The following is a 20,344-nucleotide window of genomic DNA, read 5'->3' on the forward strand; positions in this document are numbered from 1 at the left end:
GCAGCTCGTTGCCAAGGGCATCCGCGTGAACGCCGTCGCACCGGGTCCTGTCTGGACGCCTCTCAATCCATCTGACAAGGAAGCAGAAGATGTCGAGAGTTTCGGTTCGAAAACACCAATGAAGCGTGCCGCCCAGCCGGAAGAGATTGCCCCTGCCTACGTGTTCCTCGCATCACCGCAGATGTCGAGCTATATCACCGGTGAAATCCTTCCAATCATCGGCGGTTATTGAGACGCTCAAAAGTGATTGCGTCCATTAGACATCATGAGCGGAGCGTTGGAACGAATCCGCTTGCCTGGCCAAATGCGCTGTTTTGAGCGGATACGGAGCGTCGTCTTTGGGGATCACGGTATCACGGATCTCGAAGTCGCCGCGGAGATGCTGCGACGAAGGCGGCGCCGAAAATCGACCTCCGCACGGGTGGAACAAGAAAGGCCTTCGGCCATTGGATGTCCATGAAAACACTTCCATCGATCACAATGCTGGCTTTGGTCTTTTCCTTTGGCAATGTCACAGCACAGGAAGTTCACCCGGAAGCTGTCAATACTGCGTCCTTGGCGCCCATTATTCTTGAGCGCTCGACAAGAGCGTCTTCTACTGACCCAGATCCTGCAATCATCCGTCTGCAGGTCCTGCTTGACCGCGCGGGCTCTTCTCCAGGTGTGGTTGATGGCTATTATGGCGAGAATGTCAGCAAAGCTGTGGCCGGATTCGAGGAGATGAACGGCCTTCCTTCCAACGGACGGCTGGACAAAGACGTGATCGACCGCCTGGAATCCAATAAGCCTATCGTAGAAAGTTATACCATCTCGAAAGAGGATGCGACGGCTCTCGTCGACAGGATTCCCGAAGACTACGGGGAAAAGGCGAAGATGGAGCACCTCGGCTACACAAGCGTCGCTGAGAGCCTTTCGGAGCGCTTTCATATGGATGTCGATCTCCTTAAGGCGTTCAATCCTGGTTCGAAATACGCCCCCGGAGAGTCGGTGTGGGTGGTGACGCCTGGAACGCCGAGGGAGGGAAAGGTCAAGCAGATCGAGGTGAACAAACAGAAAGGACAGGTCCTTGCCTACGCAGACGGCGGCTCTTTGCTTGCCACGTATCCGGCAACGATTGGAAGCGAGGACAATCCTGCGCCCTCTGGCACCCACAAGGTCAAAGGTGTCGCCAGGATGCCTGTCTATAGATACGACCCGAAAGTCAATTTCAAACAAGGAGCCAACAGCAAGATCCTGACCATTCCCAAAGGACCGAACGGCCCCGTCGGCAGCGTCTGGATTGATTTAAGCGAGCCGACTTACGGAATCCACGGTACACCGCATCCTGAACTCGTCGACAAGGTGGGCTCGCACGGCTGTGTTCGCCTGACGAACTGGGACGCGGAAGAGCTGGCTGGAATGGTGAGGCCGGGCGTAATCGTCAAGTTCATCGACTAGCTCGGGATGCAACGTCGGCTCCGGCCGGACGCGTCATTTCGAAAAGGCACCCAACATCACGCCAATGCCATTGCGGCAATCACATCGATCGCTTAGCCGAGCGGCGGCGAAGGCCAATTATCGTTAAAATCGACCGCCAAGAGGGATTCGCACGAGGTCCCCAGTGAACCGATTGCGATGAGCGCAAATTCGCTCCGGCGGGGACGGAAACGATAACCGTGATCGCAGACCGATTAGCGCTGCGCGTCGTATTTCTATTTCGGATGGTTTAAACTGCGGGTCGTCCGGGAAGCCACTTTTTTGCAACCCGGCATGCGACCGTGTACGCAGGATCGAACACATTGCCTATGTCGTAGCGCACGACCTGTCCCAATAAGTGGCTCGCGGCAACTTTCGTAAGCTTGTAGTCGTTCAACAGCAGATCAAGCATTTCCGTCGTCGCGTGCTGAAGAGCCTGATCAAGCGGTCGCGCGTTTCCAACGGTGATGACATCTTCCGATGTTTCCGCACGTGGCCAAGCAATCCGCTTCTTCTTCTCCACGGAGAGACGAACGACAACCTCGAAGGTCGTTTCGACGCCAGTTCCCACAATCTCGCCGTCGCCCTGGACCGCGTGGCAATCGCCGAGAAAGAATAACGCTCCCGGCACGAAAACTGGGAACCAGACCGTCGTGCCCGGACCGAAAAGTCGATAGTCCATGTTGCCGCCGTGTTCTCCGCTGGTGGCTGTAGAAATAGCTTGACCGAGGCTCGGAGCCACGCCGAAGCAACCAATCATAGGGCGAGGGGGAGAACAAAAGCCTCGAGTCCGGTGATAGGTTCGGAAAGCCTGGCCGTCAGCGCTTCGCGGTCGATCGTCCAATTCGCTTTTGCCGATGGGGGAAGTTCACGAATGGCCTCGGGATCGAGCACATTTGCGGCAAGTATATTACGAGTAAAGCCCGAATCCCGCGTTGGCGTCATCTCGAGTATCTCAACCTTGAGCGCATCGCCGGGTTCTGCGTCCTCCACGCTGATCGGACCATTCATCGGGTTCGGCCCGGACGCGCGCTGCACTCCTTCTTCATCGAAGCCTGCAGCATCGATAGTCCTCGTCACGACGGTGTCACCATCCGCAATGCTTAGTGCTGTCGGTTTGGTTCCGATCACGTTGTGGAACAAGGTGGGTATGAAACGATGAACAGCCATGAACCAAACCGGTTTGTTGATTGGTGGAAAATTCGTCCATTGGGAATGACCCCGAATTGTTATGCATGGTTGAATGTTACGAAGCGGTTAGGGAAAGTCGAGCAACGGGTGAGTTCAGCCGTTAACAAACCTCCAATATCGCTCGTCATTCTGATCGACGCGAAATCGCAGGCTCCTGAAGAACAACGTGGCATCTCTTCGCAGACATTTCTTTACCCGTTGCTCGAGCAGACTGATGACGAGCGCGATTCTATCATTCTCGCGGAAAACCTGCCCAGCCACTCTCCCTTATAGAAAGGGCCTCGTCAGAGGAGTTTCGGCCAACTTGCCGATACCCGCTTAACGGGGAGTAGTGTCTGAGGGCGCCGGAACTACCAGTTTGTTTTGCGGCTCCGGTTGCGTGATGGGCGATGTAGAAGCTGTCGTAGCGGGGCCGGTGTCAGTGTCCCAAAACGTCCAGGCGACCGCTCCGATAATAAAAACCGCCATAACAGCCGCCCATACGGCCCAAAATGACGAGTGGCTATGGACTTTGTCGGTGGGCCGAAACCCAGGGTCCTCATTGGTCATCATGGCCTCCTTTTCAAAAGACCAACACCCAAATGGTTGCTTTGTTCCGACAAGCCCGGTGCAAGCTTTTAGCAGCTGGGCGCGTCGACGGAACAATCTGCGGTTCCCTTCATTCATCTCACACCAATCAACCAGGAGGAAACAATGATTGTTCGTCTTATAGCAGCGGCCGCTCTCACCCTCAGCCTTGCCAGCGTAACGTTTGCGCAGACTGAAACCGGCAGCGGCACTTCGTCAAACTCCGAGGCAGGTAGCGATAACACGCCTGCAGCCGGTGGCCCAAGCAAGGGGTCGTCTGACTGCCAGGACCGCGACCAGTCAGCCACCAACACTAATGCCGCGCCGACCGACGCGTGTTCTGATCAGAAGTAGCGATGAACAAGCTACGCCCCGGCGCCGAAAATAGAGACATCGCCTTCTATCTGGCGATAGTCTCAATCGCCTTCATCATCGGCATAATACTGACATAGCCGACAGGCCCGCCGGCACGGCGGGCCTGTTTTTGGGCGGTGCGGCCATCTGTGGCTTTCCCACATCGTGGATGCGAGAGATCGGCGGCCGTGACCCGTTGGCCTTACGCGTCGACTTGCTCTAGGCTAAGCAAAACCCGGACAGGACGTATCCAGCCTTAAAGGAAAGTCCCGCCAAACCGCGCAGGCCTCCCCTACAGGCGGAGGGCCCACGTCGATGTGCGAGCCCCTTTCACGCACGCTATTGCTTTTCGTCGCCATCCCCGCCCCCCGACATTGTAGCGCTATTTGTTAAGATCCTTTGCCATTTGGAGGTGATGTTCCAGGGCCGGACGAGTGACCGCAGCCCACGCCTTGAGATCCGCGTTGTCGCCTTCATCGCCATATCGCTTGAACAGGTCGACTGCGTCTTCGTGCACGGACTCCTGATCGGCGTGATACTGAGTGCTGAAGTCCGCCCCCTGAAGGCCATTCAACTTGTCAAGCATGCTTTGCTGATACGGCGTCATGGTGGCGGGCAGCGGCGTCTTGACCTTACCGGATGCGTGCAGTCCCTTGAGTTCATCAGTGGTCTTTTGATGATCGGTGACCATCTGCTGCGCAAAGGCCCTCGTCGCCTCGTCACCGCGCTGTATGGCCAGCCTGCTGGAGGCGATCTCGAACATATCGCTGGTCGCGGCCTCCTGAACAAAGTCTTCTGTCTTGGGCGCTATGCCGATCAGGGAATTAACGCCAGTCTTTTCGGCGGCAGACTACGCTAAGGCTGGACCCGCAAGCACGAGGCTGAGGGAGACGAATGCTAGATGTTTCATTGGAATCTCCTGGATTGTCTACCGCGTAAACCGCTGGCCGAGCCCAGTGTTCCATCGACGCTCCCCTGTGGGATCTCAGCGCTTGCCTCGCGAGCCTGCAGCAACAAGTCCAAGGCACGCGCCATTTGAGAGTCCACATCTGCCGCCCCGTCGGGGCAGTCGCGGCACCTGCAATTAATTGCCCGGAGCGGATGTCAGTTCGGGACTCTCCTCTATAGCAGGGAACAAGTCGGCCGATGACCGGTTTCATCTTGCGCGGACAAGACACAGCTATCTTCAACGACATTGTCAAAACCGCCTGCGCAATGGCTGGCTGAACTGCAGCGAACTCGTTGCCCGAAGCAGTTCACCGGTGGACTTTGGTCTATGTCGGACCGGACGAAATCGACGAGGCTCAGTCGACTTTCCGGGACCAGCGTAAGGTTTCGTCAATTAGTGACTTGGCGGGGTGAGCCGAGCCTTCACAAAAGGAGTTATCATGTCTCTGAAAGCACTTGCTTTGAACGGCACTTTGAAGGCCTCGAATTTCGCCGAGGAATCATCCACCGGCAAATTGATGGAGCTCATCGCCGAAGAGTTCCAAAAATATGGCGTGGAGACCGAAACAATCCGCCTGGCCGATCACGACATCAAGCCAGGGGTCACCTCTGATGAAGGAAGAGGCGACGCCTGGCCGAACATTCGCAAGAAGATCCTGGAATCCGATATCCTGCTCGTCGGTACTCCGATTTGGCTCGGACAGCCTGGAAGTGTTTGTAAACGCGCATTGGAGCGGATGGACGCATTCCTTGAAGAGACCGACGAACAGGGTCGCATGGTATCATATGGGAAGGTCGCTTCGGTTGCCGTAGTCGGAAACGAGGACGGCGCCCACCACGTTTCGGCCGAAGTCTTCCAGGCCCTGAATGATGTCGGCTTTACGATCCCTGCAAATGCGGTGGCGTACTGGGTTGGGGAGGCCATGGGATCGACGAACTTTATCGATCTGAAAAAGACGCCCGAGGCCGTTCAAGCGATGATATCGACGCTGGCGCGCAACACCGCACACCTGGCGAAGCTTCTGAAGCAGCGCCAATATCCCAGCCAGGAAGGATAGGGCGGCTATGGCATCTCGCACATCAACCTCACCGCCGGCCTTTCTGGAGCCTCACGCGAAAGCGACGAGCCTAACGGTGCTTCGTCGCCACGCAAAATCCTGTGAACGCTGCGATCTCTATAAGAATGCCACGCAAACCGTATTTGGCGAGGGTCCGTTCGAGGCGAAGGTCATCCTCGTTGGCGAACAGCCGGGAGATCAGGAAGATGTTGCCGGCAGACCTTTCGTCGGCCCCGCGGGCAGACTGCTGGATGAAAGCATGACCGCGGCCGGCATCGACCGTTCACAGTGCTATGTTACCAATGCGGTGAAGCACTTTAAGTTCGAACGGCGCGGCAAGCGGCGCCTTCATATGAGACCCGCCGCGGGCGAAATCCAGCGATGTGCATGGTGGCTGGGCGCCGAGCTTGATATCCTTCGAGCCAACCTAATCGTAGCGCTCGGCGCGACAGCCCTTTACTCTTTGATGGGTCGAGCCGTAAGTCTGACAAACGAACGGGGGCGCGTCCTGCAAACTGCAAACGGGATGCCCCTTCTTGTCACGATCCATCCGTCCTACTTGCTCCGCATCCGCGACCCCGACGATCGCGATAGGGAGCGCCGACGATTTGTTGCTGATCTGCGCATTATCAGCAGCCACCTGAATCTCCAAAATATTCCCGCACCGCACACTGTCTAGGATGTGTAATTCGGCCAGGCGCCTAGGCCATTATCATCGCTTAACTTAGCTCGTGGGCAAGTCCGATCGGAAGCCCCTCCCGGATGTAGCTCCCTGGGCGCGAGGAAGCAGAAGACCTGGAGGCGGCCGATGTGCGCATCAAAGCAATATCGACGCGTCGATCGCCCAGTCTACTTACGTCCGGTTTTTCGAGGTCCAACTCGTGAAAGAAATCAATCGTCACGTCGAGGTCTTCGACCACAATTCCTGGCGGTTTCCATCCGTCTCAGCTCCATGCTTTCAGTCTCCTGGTGTCGTCAATTTTCTAAAGCTGCTTTTTAGGTGAGCATTTTGCTTGATTCACGCACAGGTACCAGGGCGGCGCGGCGGTTGATTTCCGGATTGTGAGTGATCGTTAGGCGTAACGCGACCGCCGTAGCGTGCGACGCTGAAGCTTCCGCCGGCATCCCTCGCTACGACCCGCCCGTTTCTGCTGTCGACGCCAATCGGACGGCGCGCCGTTAGCGCCAACCTGATATGACCAGCATCGCTTGGCTCGCGAGGACGGTGCCCAAGCGATCAAAGCACCGCGTTGTCATTCCGCGGATTATTCGCGAACGGTAAGCAACTCGTCAGTGCTTCGGCTGCTTGCCGAAGTCCTTGCGCAACTCGTCCTTGGCACGCTCCAGCGTTGAAAGACGAGACTTGGAAAGCTGTTTACCGGCACGATTAATATAGAAGGATAGCATCGACATCGCGGACTGGAACGGGCTGGCCTTTCGGCGGGTGCTTTCCTCGGCGGAATGCTTGAGCGAGTCCGCGATTTTCTTTGCGCTCCGCTGCTGGAAGATCCTCTCTTCAAGGTCCAGTGCATCGCTGTTGTCGGTCACATCCTGTGACCACTTCCGTTTCAACTTTTTCTTGGGCATAGACTATCCTCCCCGAGATGGCGGCACCCGTTGGTGATGAGGTTAAACCAATACCAACTCTAGGCGTGATGCTCGTTACGCTTTCGAGTTGCAGCCGCCTTTTTGGCAGAAGCAGAACGCTCTTCCTTGGTTGTTGATGCAGCTGCCGCGCCGCCTAAGCGTCCGCCCTTTTTGGAGGATTCATGGTTTTCCGCGTGACCGCGCCCGGAGCCGGATTTCTTACCGCCACCGCTTTCTTTGTTGACCGTGGCCCAAGCACGACGCTGGGCTTCCTTTTCAGAAATGCCGCGATCTTCATAGCCTTCTTCGATATGTGCAGCCTTGCGCTTCTGCTTGGCAGTATATGCTGACTTATCACCTTGTGGCATGGGACATCTCCTTGCTGATTGAAGTAAGGAAAACTGCATTTTCGCGCCAAAGTTCCACCGGACGAAAAGCATGACTGCTAGGGTCACGTCGACGCCTCGTGGGAACCAAGGCCTCAAGCCAGGGTTTGATGCAGACCATTTGCGGTGATCGAAGGCATTGCCATGACACAGACCGTGCGGCCATCTCCTCCCCGGCGGCGCCTCGAGGAGTGGAGGCTCTTCATCGCGTCACAAAAGTCCGACCGAACGGCTAATTCCACCGAAGTTGCCGACTAGTGGTCCCTTGGAAACCTGCCGCCCTTGCTGGCACACAGGAGATGCGATGATGTTTCGTGGCTTTGATCTCCGCACTGTGCAAGTCGATGCTGGTCCGATCCGGCTTCGTATGGGCGGGCGTGGTCCCGTCGTCCTTCTTTTGCACGGTCACCCTCGGACCCATATGACTTGGGGAAAGGTCGCCGACCTTCTCGCGCCGTCGTTTACGGTCGTCTGTCCGGACGTTCCCGGTTTCGGGCTCTCATATGTGCCACTCGACGCCACCGACAGCCTCCACTCGTCGAAAGCGGCGAAGGCGACGGCGCTGGTGGAACTCATGGCCCGTTTGGGGCATAATGAATTCTTCGTTGTCGGTCACGATCGGGGGAGCCTAACGGCATTCCGCATGGCGATGAACCACCCGGACGCCGTGCGGAAACTCGTTGTCGTGGATGGCTTACCTGTCCTTGAACATCTCGAGCGAGCCGACTGGAAGTTTGCCAGAGACTGGTATCATTGGTTCTTTTTCGCTCAGCCTGAAAAGCCTGAGCGAGTGATATCGGCTGACCCCGATGCCTGGTATGACAGGCTCTCACCAGTTCTAATGGGCGATGACGCTTACGCGGACATTCGCGGTGCCATTCAACGCCCGGAGGTCGTCCACGGGATGATTGAGGATTACCGCGCCGGCATTCGTATCGACCACGTTCACGACAAGGCTGATCGGGACGCCGGCAAAAAGATCGGCTGCCCGATGCTCTGCCTATGGTCACTTCGGGACGATCTCGAACAGATCTATGGCAATCCCGTTGCCATCTGGAACAACTGGGCCGTTGACGTGAGCGGATTCGGGATAGACAGCGGCCATCACGTCGCCGAGGAGAACCCCGGTGATCTAGCGAAGGCGGTCGCCACTTTCCTCTCAAAGTGAACACCGCCCGTACGAAAGCAAAATTCGACACAAAGGGGCCTCTTCTTCACATGGAGGGTGCGGGGCCGGAGAGCGACCGGGCGGGGACGCAACTGATGAGCTACCCTTTACCCCGTCCGTGAACCCAAAGGGTGGAATGAGAGGAAGGCGAGGTACGCACACGGGTTCGGGCGATCGGTCCCTATTATGCTAATGCACAAATGGCCGATAGCGCCTCGCTAGCGGAACCGACCCGGCTCAATTAGATCATGAATAGTGCTATCGGCCAAAGAAGTCGGTCCAAGTCAAGTCAACGCCGGCCGCGCCAGAGCCGCTCCGTAAATCAGAATAATTGCTAAATAGTGTTTCCGCTTCACCTCGGCAGGTTCCCAAAGATTCGTCGACGCTGCATTTCTCGGCCGCCCCAACTTTTCGCTTGAGTTGCCGATCGGCACCCGCTGCACGGGAACCCGCACGCCTGAAGGAGGTTGTCGAAGAAACTAGCAAGGAGGTCTCTCATGCAGAGGGTTATCGACGTCGACTTCCACGTCGCTTGGAGCGCCTCGATGTACATCCATATCTGCAATAGCAGGCGCGAGCGTATCGACGGGCCCGAGACGGCGCTCGCTGTGAAGGTGTTTGCATGACGATTCTTTTTGCCGACGCCTCTTATTGGGCAATCCTTCTCGGCACGTTGACCCTTACATGCTGGATGGCAGCCGGCCTGACCGCTGTTCTCGGCACTCACGAGGAAATCCGGCATGGGAAGGTCGGTAGAACTTTTGGATACCTGACAACGGGCCTTACCGGGGCCGGTACTATCTCGGCTCTGGCGATGGTCGTCATATTGATGCTCACATGACGGCCATCGTATATCAGCCACGCAGGTGGTATCCGATCAACACGGTCAAGGGTTCGAGTTGAACAGGTTCTGAGACAGCGTCTCCCATTGCGCGACCTATCTCTTTTTGTCGACGTCCGAGCCAGAACGCGGAAGCGAATCAAGACGCCTAAGAGCAATTCGATGACGATCGCAAGTCCGACCCTGTCACGGACATTGGCTCGGCCTCCCCGGACCAAGAGTTCAATGTCGCGGTCACTCCAGCGCCGGCGATCCCAGCTCACGACGTTGTTCTCCAGTATGTGTCTCGTAAGAACTTGGAATTTCAGAAAAGGCCCGTGCGTTCGTCGTGGGGGATGGATGTGGTTCCAATGATTATGGCGGCCTAAGCCTCGCGGGAGCCGGAAGATAATAAGCAGAAAGCGGTCGCGGACGGCGCGATTCAGGGCGGTCGTTCTACGGATCCCTTGCGGCACCCACCATTGCAACGAGTTGAGTCACGTCGCAAACGCCCTGCCGATAAAGTGTCACGATCATGGCGCCTAGCTGGCCGCATTCCGCGGTGCCATCTTCGATGCGCAGGCGAGTTTTCGCCTCATCAAAGGCGCGCTGGCATATGTCCAAATCTTTGGAATTGAGCGGCTGATCGCTTGTGGCAAGGTATCGCTTAATCATCGCCGTTACGCCACGGCCAATATTCTTGCATCTTTGCACGCATCCCGCAAAGCAATGGGCGCAGAATCCAAGGAAGCCAATCCGTTGTCCAGACGATAGCGTGCCTGTAGCGCCCGCTCACACGAAGTACCTCCGTCGGTCGGCCGGTGCTCCAAGAGGGGTTCGGCAGTCTCACGGCTAAATGTAGTTCGACGCATCAACCGTCTGGAAATGTGATATCAACGAAGTGGGCCCAGTACCGGTTGAGCATTATCTCTCCCCGATCTCTCGGTGGATGACGGTAGGACGTCCTGGTGCATGCCGCAAGAACAACGCACGTCCAAGGCACGCGGAAACGATCACAAGTGTGTCAACGCCGGGCTCACTTATTTGTTGTACCGTTTTTCAAGAGCAGTATAACGGCAAATGTCTGTCGCGGTCGTTAGATTAAAGCATCGCCTTATATTACATGAATACCTCAATCATGTGGTTCACAGTCGGCCGGACGCTTCGTGACCTTTGCACGTTCATGCGCTTTCGCTTTTCTCCTAGCCACCCTGAGCTCCTCGAGTGTCGGACTCCACCAGCCTCGACATCGCTCGTATTCACCTGCTCTTTTTCTTGCGGGCCATGCCTGAACGAGCTCGCCCAGGGTCGGCGAACGCCATCCGGCCCACACATGCTTATCGTTGACTGCAGGGTAAAATTCCTTGACCACCGTCAGTTCAACGAGTTCTCCAGTGATTTCGGTGACCACCACTATCCCATAGGCAGGCGTCGCCAAGGGCCGACCCAACGGCGGCAGATCGTCGCTTAAAACAGGCAAGCGATGCTTTCGTCGCTCCGCGGATCGACGGCGCGACATGGCTTCCTCAGGGGTTCCTCTCCGTTCTTCGGCGCGTTTGCGCCGCTCCTCGGGTTCAGCTCTCTTCGCCGCTTCCTCGATGATCTGCCAGCGGCTCTGAAGTTCGTCATATGACGCGTAGGGAACGTCCCATACCCTATCGTCGCCGTGCCAGCTTGCGAACGGCACCCGCCGAAGTGCGTCGACGATGGTTCGGGAGAACGGCGTCCGAATTCGGAATCCGTGATCGGTGACCTCTAGATAGGGGGAGATGATCGGCTCAAATTCGTACGCATCCCGGCCTTTCTGGTTTGCGAAAACGTCGTGTCGCGCTGCTTCCGCCGCCATCCACCGGTCAATACGACGCCGCGCACTCGTTCCGGGCACAATCCATGCCCGGAGAGTGTCGCTCCAGCGTGCGCGCGGAAATGCTTCCCGAAAGCGTTGTACGGCCATCCGGTCGAAGGGAAACGACGCAGTTGCAGCGGCGTGCTTGTCGTAGTCCTGTGAAGAGTCGTCGTTCATAAGGAGAAAACGGCAAACCCGTCCTTTAGGTTCGAGTCTTTTCCCGCCGGAGAAACTGCCAGCTCTGTTGGTCGCATCGCTAAATCAGTTGGCGCAGTCAACGCATCCGAGGGCATCCTAATGGATGCCTAGCGACGCAACAGGAGATTCCCACGAGAAGACCAAGATTTCCCATTGCAATCACGCCGGTTGATGGACAATTGCGACAGGGCATCGCCTCTGCAACATCATGACACCTGTGTGCCGCGAGCGATGACATTGAAGCCGTCGCAGCGGCTCCGGCGACTGTGACGAGGAGGAAGAGAGAGGCTAGCCCGCCCGCGCGGGCATTGAAAATGGCATAGACGCCGGTCTTCGCATCGGCCGAGCCGACGATCGAATTGATCTTGGCTCCAGCTGGTCCGCGGATCGCGTTTCTGGGCACGGGCGATGCGCACGGTCGCGATGCATTCGAAAGTGATGCGGTGGAACGTGCCGTATGCGATGCCGGCGCCCGGATAGAGACGGCTGCCAAGCTCTCCGCGACGCAAACTGGACGAGTCTGAGTGCCACCCATTACCTGAGCCTCCCGCCGCTTGGGGCCGGATTTGCGGGCATCCGGGGCCTGCTTCATCCGCGCTTCAAATCATGTGTGAGGGCCGAACGGCGCGAAATAACGCTCTTGTCCCCACATCGATTGGCGCTCGGAGGTTCTTGCAACTTTCGCTCGCAAAGTGCATCCTCAATCATTCTTTAAGGAGGGTGCGATTGAGGAGTGGGAGCAAGTCTCTCAGATCGCCCGGGAGAAGAACATGTCTAACGGAAGGCGTTCGGGGATTTTGATGCCGGATGACCTCGCGGTTGTCGAACGGGTCTATCACCGAGTCGCAACCACCATGCCGAACAATGACAGAGCCCTACGTGAACTTGCCAGGTTCATACTCCGTATGCATGGACGAGGCTTGGCCGACGAAGACGCGCTTTATGATTTGTGTGTTGTCGCGTCGCGCCTCGGGCGACTCGGCCCGATACCATCGTCGTCTCGCGATCGATACGATCTCATAAAATAGAGCGGGTGCGCTTTTGAACTCGTGTCAATGATGCGCGCGGTGTGTTTCCCAATCCATCTTTTCGGCGAGTTGATGACGAGCGCGGTTGACCCGGCTCTTGATCGTGCCAATGGCGCAGCCGCACTCGGAGGCAATTGCCTCGTAGCTTTGGCCCTCCATGACCTTGATGAACACGTGGCGGAGGTGGGAGGGCAACTCATCGGCAGCTTCGTAAAGATGTCTTAGATCGGTCGCCCATTCCTGCTGGGCCGGCGCGCCCTGACTGAAAATACTATCCTCCAGCGGCATGCTAATTTCGCGCTTGGCCTTGTTGAAACCGGAGATGAAAACGTTTCGCATGATCGTAAATAGCCACGACCGCAACTTCCCATTTTCCTCGTATCTGTCGAGATGGCCCAGTGCGTGCGCAATCGTCTCCTGAATCAGATCATCAGCGTCCGATCGCGATCTTGTCAGCTTCGTGGAAAATGCTCTCAGTGCCGGAAGCAAGGCTATAATATCTGCTTCCAAGGAGCCTGGCGGCGCCTGGTTACGCATAGTTCCCTCTCTTTTTTCAGGTAGTTACTCGTCAACGTGCTGGGAGAATTATTGTTCCAAATGATTGCTCGGGGATTTCGGAGAGCATACCGGCCGCAACCATGAGTCGACTCCGACCGGCAAAGGCGTATGATGCCAATGGTAGCCGTCGGCGTGTGAGCTACTGGGAATCTTGCGCGCTCTTGCCGAATGGAGGGGCTGCGACGACACACTTTCCTGATAGGCCGTTGGGTTTTCTGGAGCTGATGGAGGTCTACGAGGCACTATGCCTGTGGCGAGGGAAGACCGGCATTGATATCGAAAGCGAGCGAGGCAAAGCGGCCCTGTCCCTCGCTTTAGAACTCTGCATCGAAGGCGTTAAACGGGAAGCCGTTCTCAAAGCCCTTTGCGAGGCTGACGCCCGGTATCAAGAATCGGGCTGATGGGTTGCTTATCTTTTCAAGTCGATCGGAGATATAGTTGTGAACGTCCGCGCCGCGCGCGGTACTCCCCGCGGCAATTGCGACGAAGCACTAGATCCCGCGAATGATATTGTTTCGTGAGGAACAGTTGCCTCCGATCGGCGTTCACTGAGCGAGATCAATCCGGTCTCAACAGGAGGAGTATACATAATCATGGCATCCACAGGCACATCCCAGACAAAGGGTGGCTCGAAGTCGGGCGGGAGCAAAAGTGCGTCCTCGGAAAAAACCTCGAGCTCGTCCGGCAAGCAGGGCGGGTCGCACGAGCAGCATGTTAAGGCTGGCCAGCAAAGCCACAAAAACTCGAAATAGCGGTGCGACATACGGGCGCGGAGCAATCCGCGCCCGAACCGCGTCAGACGATCGGCGGTAAGACCTTTGCAAGCCTGACAGACGCTGGTGGGAGGTCGAAAAACCGCCGTGCCGGGTAGCGGCGACGGCTTTTCGATGCGCGAAAACACGTGAGCGACCGCCCCGCCGGGAATCGTGTGGCGCGGTGCACCAACAGATTCGGTACCCCTCGCACATCCGATTTCAACATGAGGCGGCTCCTATGATACGTCGCTGAACGCGTCCATCGCCCAATTCCTGCTACACTACGATAAGCGCCGATCCGGCGAACCAAGCTCGATGGCGACAAGAACTGAGTCCGAGAAGTTCGACTAGGCGGGCGGGTCGACCGACAGGAGACCAGCGCAACCCGAAACCGAGCGGCTCAATTCTCGCCGAACAAACTATGACAGCTAGGATATTTCAGATCACCCGAACGTTCTCGGCCTTGGATTTGCCGGTCTTGCGATCCTGACCGACGTCGTACGAGACCCTCTGGCCGTCCCGTAGAGGGGCCACACCCTGCAGGGCCGTGGCATGAACGAAGACGTCCTGACCTCCGTCGTCCGGCGTGAGGAAACCGAAACCTTTGTCCTGATTGAAAAACTTCACCGTGCCGACAGCCACTGCTAACTCCGAAGTTCACGTGTCGAAGACAATTCATAGAGATTTAGTCAAGCGTCTGCAATGCCCCAGCCTTTCCGCACTGCCGTACCATGCAGATCAGAGATGGACACAACAAATAGGCAAGAGCCTGCGACGCGCCTCTATAGCCGCTTCGGCCGTATTTTACCGTTGAGGGGAACTCAGCAAGGGCCGCCGGCGGCAAACTTCACGTTAACGACTGGTGCTGTTGACATGAGAAACGACCATGTTCCAATACAAACCATCGACGCTGGTAAGTTCAAAGCCCTGCAACCCTGATCGGCCGCAAGCACAATGCTGTACCGGACCTATTCAAGGGCGCCAGTTCTGGCCGATTACACACCGTCCGGCGTTGTCGAAATTGCCGTTGCTGAGCGTATCGTAATCGTTGACGCTATGGCCTCCTCCGCGCGTACCAAACGCGGTCAAATCCACCATCATGGCTTTGGCTCGCCTAACTGCCTCACATTCGCTCATGGCATCCTTTTCATTGAGGCGCACTGAAATTATTTCGCCTTCTTCTCCGACGAATTCAACTTTCCATACCTCGCCGGTATCATGAGAAACGTTCGTGTCGATAAGATGCATAATCGTCCTCCTAGCCGGCGCGCTTTTCCAATCGGATTCGGCGTTTCATCAGAGCTCATCGTTGACCACTTCGCCTTGCGCAGCCGCAATTACTGGCGCTCGCAGATTTTCTTTCATTCTAACGGAGGCGAGGCCTTTCCGAGCTTGACTGACGCCTCGCGGCCCCAAACGCGTAGCTTTCCGAGTTCGGCAACGAAAGAGGTTAGCCCTTCCTTGTCCGAAAGCCCGATAACGCCCTCATCAAGCGAATTAGCGACCCCCACCTTTTCCAGAAGGGGCAGCGCGGACTTGTCGTAGCCGATGAACTTGCAATGCTGAAATGCGTCGGCGACGAAATCCCGTGCGGCCGCCTCGCCAACCAAGTCATCTATGCCTTCTGCCGAGGTGAGGAGCGCGACGGCGTCGAACAGAACAGACGGCCCGCCGTCGATCATATGATGCGCCGGAATCCAGCTTCCATCGGAAGCGGTAACCCCGCCAACCTTTGGTGCTATCAACTCGAACGCCGCCTTCTCTTTCGTGATTGCATCGCCGAGTCCCTTGAGCAGCTTGGCATCGACTCCGTCGGTCACGAGCATGCCGAGCTTGCGCCCCTCGAAACGTTTGGGACCTCGCTCCACGATGCTCAGGGCCGGAGACGGCTTGAGATCCTGGCGAGTCGCCGTTGCCGCGTCAGCCGCCTTCGGCATCGCGTGGAAGCCGAGCTTGTGAGCCACGGTATTCGCGAGCGTCTCATCGATGTTGAGCAAATGAGAAATCATCCGTTCTCTGATGGCTTGTGTTTCAACCTTGCTCAGCTCAAAGGTGAGGGCCATGGCGATATGGCGCTGCTCCGCCGGTGTCTGGCTGACGTAGAACTGGCGCGCCTGGCTGTAATGGTCGGCGAAGCTTTCCGGGCGAAGACGCACCTTCGGTCCCTGTTCATCAGACGGGAAGTGGCGGTAGCCCTGCACGGGCGATTCTCTAGGTCCCTCTCCGAATGAATTGGGCTGGTAGTTTACTCGTCCCACAGGATTGTGCATCGCCATGTGACCGTCCTGCTGGAAATTATGGAAGGGACACTTTGGCGCGTTTATGGGAAGGTGGGTAAAATTGGGGCCCCCAAGACGCTTGAGTTGTGTATCGAGATAAGAAAAATTGCGGCCCTGCAGGAGTGGATCGTTGCTGAAGTCGATACCCGGAGGAACGTTCTGCGTCATAAAGGCGATCTGCTCAGTTTCGGCAAAGAAGTTCTCTGGCATTCGATCAAGGACAAGTCGCCCGATGAGCTGGACCGGAAGGATCTCCTCCGGGATAATCTTGGTCGGATCAAGGATGTCGAAATCAAACTTGTCGGCGAACTCCTGGTCGAAGAGCTGGACGCCCAGTTCCCACTCCGGAAAATTACCGGATTGAATCGCCTGCCAGAGATCGCGGCGATGAAAATCAGGATCAGCACCGTTGATCTTGACGGCCTCATTCCACGCGACTGACTGCAAACCGAGCTTAGGCTTCCAGTGGAATTTGACAAAGGTAGATTCGTCCTTTGCGTTGACGAAGCGAAATGTGTGAACACCAAAACCTTCCATGAAGCGGAAGGAACGCGGGATCGCCCGGTCAGACATGACCCACATGATCATGTGCATGCTTTCCGGTGTCAGTGTTATGAAATCCCAGAAATTGTCATGCGCCGACTGGGCCTGAGGAAAGGCGCGGTCGGGCTCGGGCTTCACCGAATGAATAACGTCAGGAAACTTGATGGCATCTTGAATGAAGAACACGGGTATATTGTTGCCCACGAGGTCCCAGTTGCCCTCCTGAGTGTACATCTTGACCGCGAAGCCACGAACGTCGCGGGCGAGATCGAAAGACCCCTTGCTGCCGGCGACGGTCGAGAACCGGACGAAGACCGGTGTCTTCTCGCCTGGGCGTTGGAACACATCGGCGCGCGTATAGGCCGCCAAGGATTCGTAAGTCTCGAAAAACCCATGGGCGCCGTAACCGCGGGCATGTACGACGCGTTCCGGGATCCGCTCGTGATCAAAGTGGAAGATCTTTTCGCGGAAATGAAAGTCGTCGATCAGGGCCGGGCCTCGGGCGCCAACCCGCAAACTATTCTGGTCGTCGGCCACGGGGCCGCCCTGCGCAGTAGTCAGGACATCGGTGCCGTCTTCTGCGAACTGGTGAAGTTCTCCGCCTTCGCCGCGATGCAGCTTGTGATCGTGGATCGTGACAGTATTCGATTGCGCGCTCTTCGATGATTTCCTGGCCATGTCTCGTTCCCTGAATACCTAAAGTGATGGATGGGAAAGAATCGCAAAGCCTGAAAGTTCCTTCATGTCCGGAAACAAGAATTAATTAGCCCATGCGAGAGCATTGATCATCTTCAGGCACCGCGGGATAACCCGCTCCAGGGCCTACAACCTCTCGCCTTGCCCTTCAGAACGACCAGCACGCATCGGCCTCTTCGCTGTCACGCCGAGTTTCGAGCGCCCTTTGATGGGTGGGAGTGAATAACTGACTGGTGGCCCAGTCATCTCGTGCATCGATGGCAGCAGCTGGTTCATTCGCCAGGTGCCGTCCAGTTTGTCGCGCGCTCTCAGAAGGAGTGCGCCGGCAGTAGTCAGCCGTCTAACGACTCCTCAAGGGCATCGATCTATGTACCGATTGCCGTAGCGGTCGCGGTAGTAGCACCGTCCCGGTTGACCGGCCACACTTCCGATCAATGCGCCTGATACGCCACCGATGGCCGCCCCGACCGCCGCACCTCGGACATTTCCAGTCGCGACGCCACCAATTACCGCCCCGGTTGCCGCCCCTATTCCGGCACCCTGCTCGGTTGCCGTGCAGGCGGAAAGGGAGATCGTGACAAGAATAACGAGTACGGATTTTCTCATGAGTGCCTCCTAGAGCTTGTAAATTGTTCGAACTCGAAATCACGTGAAATGTTTCAGATTGGACGATGATATTAAAAAATAATTCCGGGCTTACTCTTAGTGCAAAGACGAAACACGGAGTTTGCGGTCACGCGGACCTGTAGCCGAGACGGCCCCTGTTCCTCCTTTCATTGCGATGTAGATATGCGCGCGTGCCGTGTGGTGGATCTAAAGACAGGAAACGGCCCTCTGCCACGCCCGCATTTCTTCGCCGGTAGGCTTCGTTTGCGGCGCCGCCTCAAATGGCCCAAGGACCAGCGCGATGTCTGCATCGAGAATCCAACGGGCATGAAAGTCATAGGGTCTGCGCCCCCCGCCGCCATAGACCGGATCCTCACTTGACCACAGAAGCTGCCATTGTAACCCCGCCGGCGGCGCAAAGAGGGGATCCGGCACACTGTCGATGTCCAGTGCAGTTCCAAAGTTGAACACGAGCAACCTTTCATTTTTCGGCGACTGGGCAAAGTAGCGCAGGAGAAGCGCGGATTGCGACAACACGCTTCCGTCAAGCGCGCCACGGCGCGCCGACGCTTGCGCCGCGAACGTCGCCTCATTGCGGCGTAGGGCCAAAAGATCGCGGTGAAGCACGAAACTTACGCCATCTTCTCGCCACTGCGCCCAGTCCAGCTTGGCGCTCTCGAACGTCCTACGATCGCAAGGATCTGGCATGCATGTGATCAACTTTTCATCCGTCAGATTTGGGAACTGGCGGAGGAAATCGATACGCCCTTTGCGAACGCTTCGAGCGATATCTCCGTCACGATCCGCAAAGTAATAGAATGGCGTCGTAGCGCCAAATTCCTGGCCTTGGAAAAGCATCGGGGTTTGTGGTCCGAGAAGATGGAGAGCCGTCATTGCCCGCACACGTGCTGGAGATGCCAGGGCTGCCAGTCTAGCTCCAGTACCGGAGTTTGCGATCTGGTCGTGGTTCTCGAGAAAATGCACAAAATTTGCAGCCTCAAGGTCGAGGCTCGGGCCACCTCGAGGGCCGTCCTGCCAATCATATCGCTGGCCTTGAAACTGGAAACCATATTTGGCCGTCGAAACCAGCTCCTGTGCCGACCCACGATGGTCATGGAGATAGGCACTATGTCGGCCAGTCAGAGCTGCCAGGGCGGAATGATGGAAATCATCGTTCCATAAGGCATCGAGCCCGTAACCTCCAGCTTGCTCCGATCTGACAATTCGGGTCTCCTGGGGCTCGCTCTCGCCAACGAGGTAGATCGTGCGCCCGCGCGCGGCGGCGCGGGCTTCTTTTGCTATTACGGCAAGGATGTGTTCAGTGCCCGAATCAAACAGCGCCTGGGTCGCGTCGATCCTCAGCCCGTCGAAATGGTATTCATCAACCCAGTAGGCGGCATTCTTGGAGACGTATTCGCGCACACCATTGCAGTCGGGCCCGTCGAAGTTGATGGACTTGCCCCATTCGTTGGAATGGAGGTCGGTGAAGTAGCAAGGCGTGAACTCAGTGAAGCGATCGCCATGGCCAAAATGGTTGTAGACGACATCCAGAATGACGCTCATTCCAAGGCAATGCGCCTCGTTCACGAAGTCTCGCACATCATCCGGCGCTCCATAAAGCCTCGTCGGCGCATATAGAAGGATACCGTCGTAACCCCATCCGAACTCACCTTCGAACTCGTTTATCGGCATGATCTCAAGGCAAGTGGCCCCGACTTCCTGCAGGTTGCGTAATCTCGTTTTCGCCGTCGCCCAGGTGCCTCCTTTCGTAAACGTCCCGATATGCATTTCATAAAGAACGAGATTGCCCCTCACACCTTCCCATTCGCCATCGCTCCACGAAAACGAGTGGGGATCAATGACCATTGATGGGCCAGAAGGGCCCTCTGGCTGAAATCGCGAAGCAGGGTCAGCCAACAGATTTGAATCGTCCAGACGTATCCAATAAAGCGCGCCGGCGGTGAGGCCTTCAATTTCGGCGGAGAAATAACCATTGCCCTCATTTTCTGCCGCGTATTCGCAGCCGTCCTTAAGAACAACCATGGCGCGACTCCTGGCCGGCGCCCAGATCCGAAAGGAAACGCCGTTCGACGTCGGTTCTGCACCAATGGGCAAGCGCCGGTTGATCTTCCTCTTGACCGTTGACCTTTTCGCCAAGCGGCGAACGGAATGAGACATGGTCATGGCTAACACTCACTGTGGCTGATGCCGAGAACTCGTGATGAAGCACGATGTTCCATGCGATCGCAGAGGAGAGAATTGGTCGCCGACGAGGTTGAGCAGATGAGGATTGAAGATCGG

Annotated in this window: 18 protein-coding genes and 2 pseudogenes; 9 read left to right on the top strand and 11 right to left on the bottom strand. The window is 56.8% G+C overall.

The window, feature by feature from the left end; all coding sequences use genetic code 11:
- The coding region (locus EV286_RS25875; protein WP_132960062.1) for an SDR family oxidoreductase at positions 1 to 232 on the top strand (232 nt) is incomplete at its 5' end.
- Positions 233 to 456: 224 nt separating this feature from the next.
- A complete protein-coding gene (locus tag EV286_RS25880) occupies positions 457 to 1,437 on the top strand; it encodes a L,D-transpeptidase family protein (RefSeq protein WP_132960063.1) in 981 nt (326 codons plus the stop codon).
- 268 nt (positions 1,438 to 1,705) lie between these two features.
- Here the strand turns inward: EV286_RS25880 and EV286_RS25885 are convergent.
- Positions 1,706 to 2,625 (bottom strand): annotated as a pseudogene (locus tag EV286_RS25885) (acetamidase/formamidase family protein).
- Between EV286_RS25885 and EV286_RS25890 the strand changes: the two are divergent.
- Complete coding sequence (locus EV286_RS25890; protein WP_132960064.1) at positions 2,614 to 2,919, top strand: hypothetical protein; 306 nt, start codon at positions 2,614 to 2,616, stop codon at positions 2,917 to 2,919. The pseudogene EV286_RS25885 and the gene EV286_RS25890 sit on opposite strands and share 12 nt — an antisense overlap.
- Before the next feature lie 1,030 nt (positions 2,920 to 3,949).
- Here the strand turns inward: EV286_RS25890 and EV286_RS25895 are convergent.
- Positions 3,950 to 4,477: pseudogene (locus EV286_RS25895) on the bottom strand (DUF4142 domain-containing protein).
- A 478-nt stretch (positions 4,478 to 4,955) separates the two neighbouring features.
- Here EV286_RS25895 and EV286_RS25900 point away from each other — a divergent pair.
- Positions 4,956 to 5,573: a flavodoxin family protein gene (locus EV286_RS25900; protein ID WP_132960065.1), complete on the top strand. Its 618-nt coding sequence runs from the start codon at positions 4,956 to 4,958 to the stop codon at positions 5,571 to 5,573.
- A gap of 7 nt (positions 5,574 to 5,580) precedes the next feature.
- Positions 5,581 to 6,252, top strand: a complete 672-nt coding sequence (locus EV286_RS25905; RefSeq protein WP_132960066.1) for a UdgX family uracil-DNA binding protein — start codon at positions 5,581 to 5,583, stop codon at positions 6,250 to 6,252.
- 611 nt (positions 6,253 to 6,863) lie between these two features.
- Here EV286_RS25905 and EV286_RS25910 read toward each other — a convergent pair.
- Together EV286_RS25910 and EV286_RS25915 are read right to left on the bottom strand one after the other, a co-directional pair.
- Positions 6,864 to 7,160 carry a DUF3175 domain-containing protein gene (locus EV286_RS25910; RefSeq protein WP_132960067.1) on the bottom strand — a complete coding sequence of 99 codons (297 nt, stop codon included), beginning with the start codon at positions 7,158 to 7,160 and terminating at the stop codon, positions 6,864 to 6,866.
- A 59-nt stretch (positions 7,161 to 7,219) separates the two neighbouring features.
- Positions 7,220 to 7,528 (bottom strand): plasmid stabilization protein, encoded by a 309-nt coding sequence (locus EV286_RS25915; protein WP_132960068.1) that lies wholly within the window; start codon positions 7,526 to 7,528, stop codon positions 7,220 to 7,222.
- A 325-nt stretch (positions 7,529 to 7,853) separates the two neighbouring features.
- Here EV286_RS25915 and EV286_RS25920 point away from each other — a divergent pair, with 325 nt between their 5' ends.
- The 3 genes from EV286_RS25920 to EV286_RS25925 all read left to right on the top strand — a co-directional run bounded on the left by EV286_RS25920 (position 7,854) and on the right by EV286_RS25925 (position 9,555).
- Positions 7,854 to 8,714, top strand: a complete 861-nt coding sequence (locus EV286_RS25920) for an alpha/beta hydrolase (protein ID WP_207909931.1) — start codon at positions 7,854 to 7,856, stop codon at positions 8,712 to 8,714.
- Between the two features lie 497 nt (positions 8,715 to 9,211).
- Positions 9,212 to 9,340: a hypothetical protein gene (locus tag EV286_RS32795; protein WP_281041114.1), complete on the top strand. Its 129-nt coding sequence runs from the start codon at positions 9,212 to 9,214 to the stop codon at positions 9,338 to 9,340.
- A complete protein-coding gene (locus tag EV286_RS25925; RefSeq protein WP_132960070.1) occupies positions 9,337 to 9,555 on the top strand; it encodes a hypothetical protein in 219 nt (72 codons plus the stop codon). The genes EV286_RS32795 and EV286_RS25925 overlap by 4 nt, the downstream gene beginning before the upstream one ends.
- Positions 9,556 to 10,666: 1,111 nt before the next feature.
- Here EV286_RS25925 and EV286_RS25930 read toward each other — a convergent pair.
- Positions 10,667 to 11,557, bottom strand: a complete 891-nt coding sequence (locus EV286_RS25930; protein WP_132960071.1) for a hypothetical protein — start codon at positions 11,555 to 11,557, stop codon at positions 10,667 to 10,669.
- Between the two features lie 1,073 nt (positions 11,558 to 12,630).
- On the bottom strand, positions 12,631 to 13,143 hold the full coding sequence (locus EV286_RS25935; protein ID WP_132960072.1) for a sigma-70 family RNA polymerase sigma factor: 513 nt from the start codon (positions 13,141 to 13,143) through the stop codon (positions 12,631 to 12,633).
- A 227-nt stretch (positions 13,144 to 13,370) separates the two neighbouring features.
- Between EV286_RS25935 and EV286_RS25940 the strand changes: the two genes are divergently transcribed.
- Positions 13,371 to 13,565 (top strand): hypothetical protein, encoded by a 195-nt coding sequence (locus tag EV286_RS25940; RefSeq protein ID WP_132960073.1) that lies wholly within the window; start codon positions 13,371 to 13,373, stop codon positions 13,563 to 13,565.
- Positions 13,566 to 14,357: 792 nt separating this feature from the next.
- Here EV286_RS25940 and EV286_RS25945 read toward each other — a convergent pair.
- The 5 genes from EV286_RS25945 to EV286_RS25965 all read right to left on the bottom strand — a co-directional run bounded on the left by EV286_RS25945 (position 14,358) and on the right by EV286_RS25965 (position 20,086).
- On the bottom strand, positions 14,358 to 14,561 hold the full coding sequence (locus tag EV286_RS25945; RefSeq protein WP_132960074.1) for a cold-shock protein: 204 nt from the start codon (positions 14,559 to 14,561) through the stop codon (positions 14,358 to 14,360).
- A gap of 330 nt (positions 14,562 to 14,891) precedes the next feature.
- Complete coding sequence (locus EV286_RS25950; protein WP_132960075.1) at positions 14,892 to 15,167, bottom strand: hypothetical protein; 276 nt, start codon at positions 15,165 to 15,167, stop codon at positions 14,892 to 14,894.
- A 113-nt stretch (positions 15,168 to 15,280) separates the two neighbouring features.
- Positions 15,281 to 17,419: a catalase C gene (gene catE, locus EV286_RS25955; RefSeq protein WP_132960076.1), complete on the bottom strand. Its 2,139-nt coding sequence runs from the start codon at positions 17,417 to 17,419 to the stop codon at positions 15,281 to 15,283.
- A gap of 369 nt (positions 17,420 to 17,788) precedes the next feature.
- A complete protein-coding gene (locus EV286_RS25960; protein WP_132960077.1) occupies positions 17,789 to 18,043 on the bottom strand; it encodes a glycine zipper family protein in 255 nt (84 codons plus the stop codon).
- 207 nt (positions 18,044 to 18,250) lie between these two features.
- Positions 18,251 to 20,086 carry an alpha-amylase family glycosyl hydrolase gene (locus EV286_RS25965; RefSeq protein WP_245500832.1) on the bottom strand — a complete coding sequence of 612 codons (1,836 nt, stop codon included), beginning with the start codon at positions 20,084 to 20,086 and terminating at the stop codon, positions 18,251 to 18,253.
- Between the last annotated feature and the right edge of the window lie 258 nt (positions 20,087 to 20,344).

The organism is Rhizobium sp. BK251, from assembly GCF_004345245.1.
In the GTDB taxonomy this organism is placed as follows: Bacteria; Pseudomonadota; Alphaproteobacteria; order Rhizobiales; family Rhizobiaceae; genus Rhizobium.

Excerpts from the sequence above, each read along its gene's own strand:
- EV286_RS25880 (WP_132960063.1), top strand. The coding sequence starts at position 457 with ATGAAAACACTTCCATCGATCACAATGCTGGCTTTGGTCTTTTCCTTT.
- EV286_RS25890 (WP_132960064.1), top strand. The coding sequence starts at position 2,614 with ATGAACAGCCATGAACCAAACCGGTTTGTTGATTGGTGGAAAATTCGT.
- EV286_RS25900 (WP_132960065.1), top strand. The coding sequence starts at position 4,956 with ATGTCTCTGAAAGCACTTGCTTTGAACGGCACTTTGAAGGCCTCGAAT.
- EV286_RS25905 (WP_132960066.1), top strand. The coding sequence starts at position 5,581 with ATGGCATCTCGCACATCAACCTCACCGCCGGCCTTTCTGGAGCCTCAC.
- EV286_RS25910 (WP_132960067.1), bottom strand. The coding sequence starts at position 7,160 with ATGCCCAAGAAAAAGTTGAAACGGAAGTGGTCACAGGATGTGACCGAC.
- EV286_RS25915 (WP_132960068.1), bottom strand. The coding sequence starts at position 7,528 with ATGCCACAAGGTGATAAGTCAGCATATACTGCCAAGCAGAAGCGCAAG.
- EV286_RS25920 (WP_207909931.1), top strand. The coding sequence starts at position 7,854 with ATGTTTCGTGGCTTTGATCTCCGCACTGTGCAAGTCGATGCTGGTCCG.
- EV286_RS32795 (WP_281041114.1), top strand. The coding sequence starts at position 9,212 with ATGCAGAGGGTTATCGACGTCGACTTCCACGTCGCTTGGAGCGCCTCG.
- EV286_RS25925 (WP_132960070.1), top strand. The coding sequence starts at position 9,337 with ATGACGATTCTTTTTGCCGACGCCTCTTATTGGGCAATCCTTCTCGGC.
- EV286_RS25930 (WP_132960071.1), bottom strand. The coding sequence starts at position 11,557 with ATGAACGACGACTCTTCACAGGACTACGACAAGCACGCCGCTGCAACT.
- EV286_RS25935 (WP_132960072.1), bottom strand. The coding sequence starts at position 13,143 with ATGCGTAACCAGGCGCCGCCAGGCTCCTTGGAAGCAGATATTATAGCC.
- EV286_RS25950 (WP_132960075.1), bottom strand. The coding sequence starts at position 15,167 with ATGCATCTTATCGACACGAACGTTTCTCATGATACCGGCGAGGTATGG.
- catE (WP_132960076.1), bottom strand. The coding sequence starts at position 17,419 with ATGGCCAGGAAATCATCGAAGAGCGCGCAATCGAATACTGTCACGATC.
- EV286_RS25960 (WP_132960077.1), bottom strand. The coding sequence starts at position 18,043 with ATGAGAAAATCCGTACTCGTTATTCTTGTCACGATCTCCCTTTCCGCC.
- EV286_RS25965 (WP_245500832.1), bottom strand. The coding sequence starts at position 20,086 with ATGGTTGTTCTTAAGGACGGCTGCGAATACGCGGCAGAAAATGAGGGC.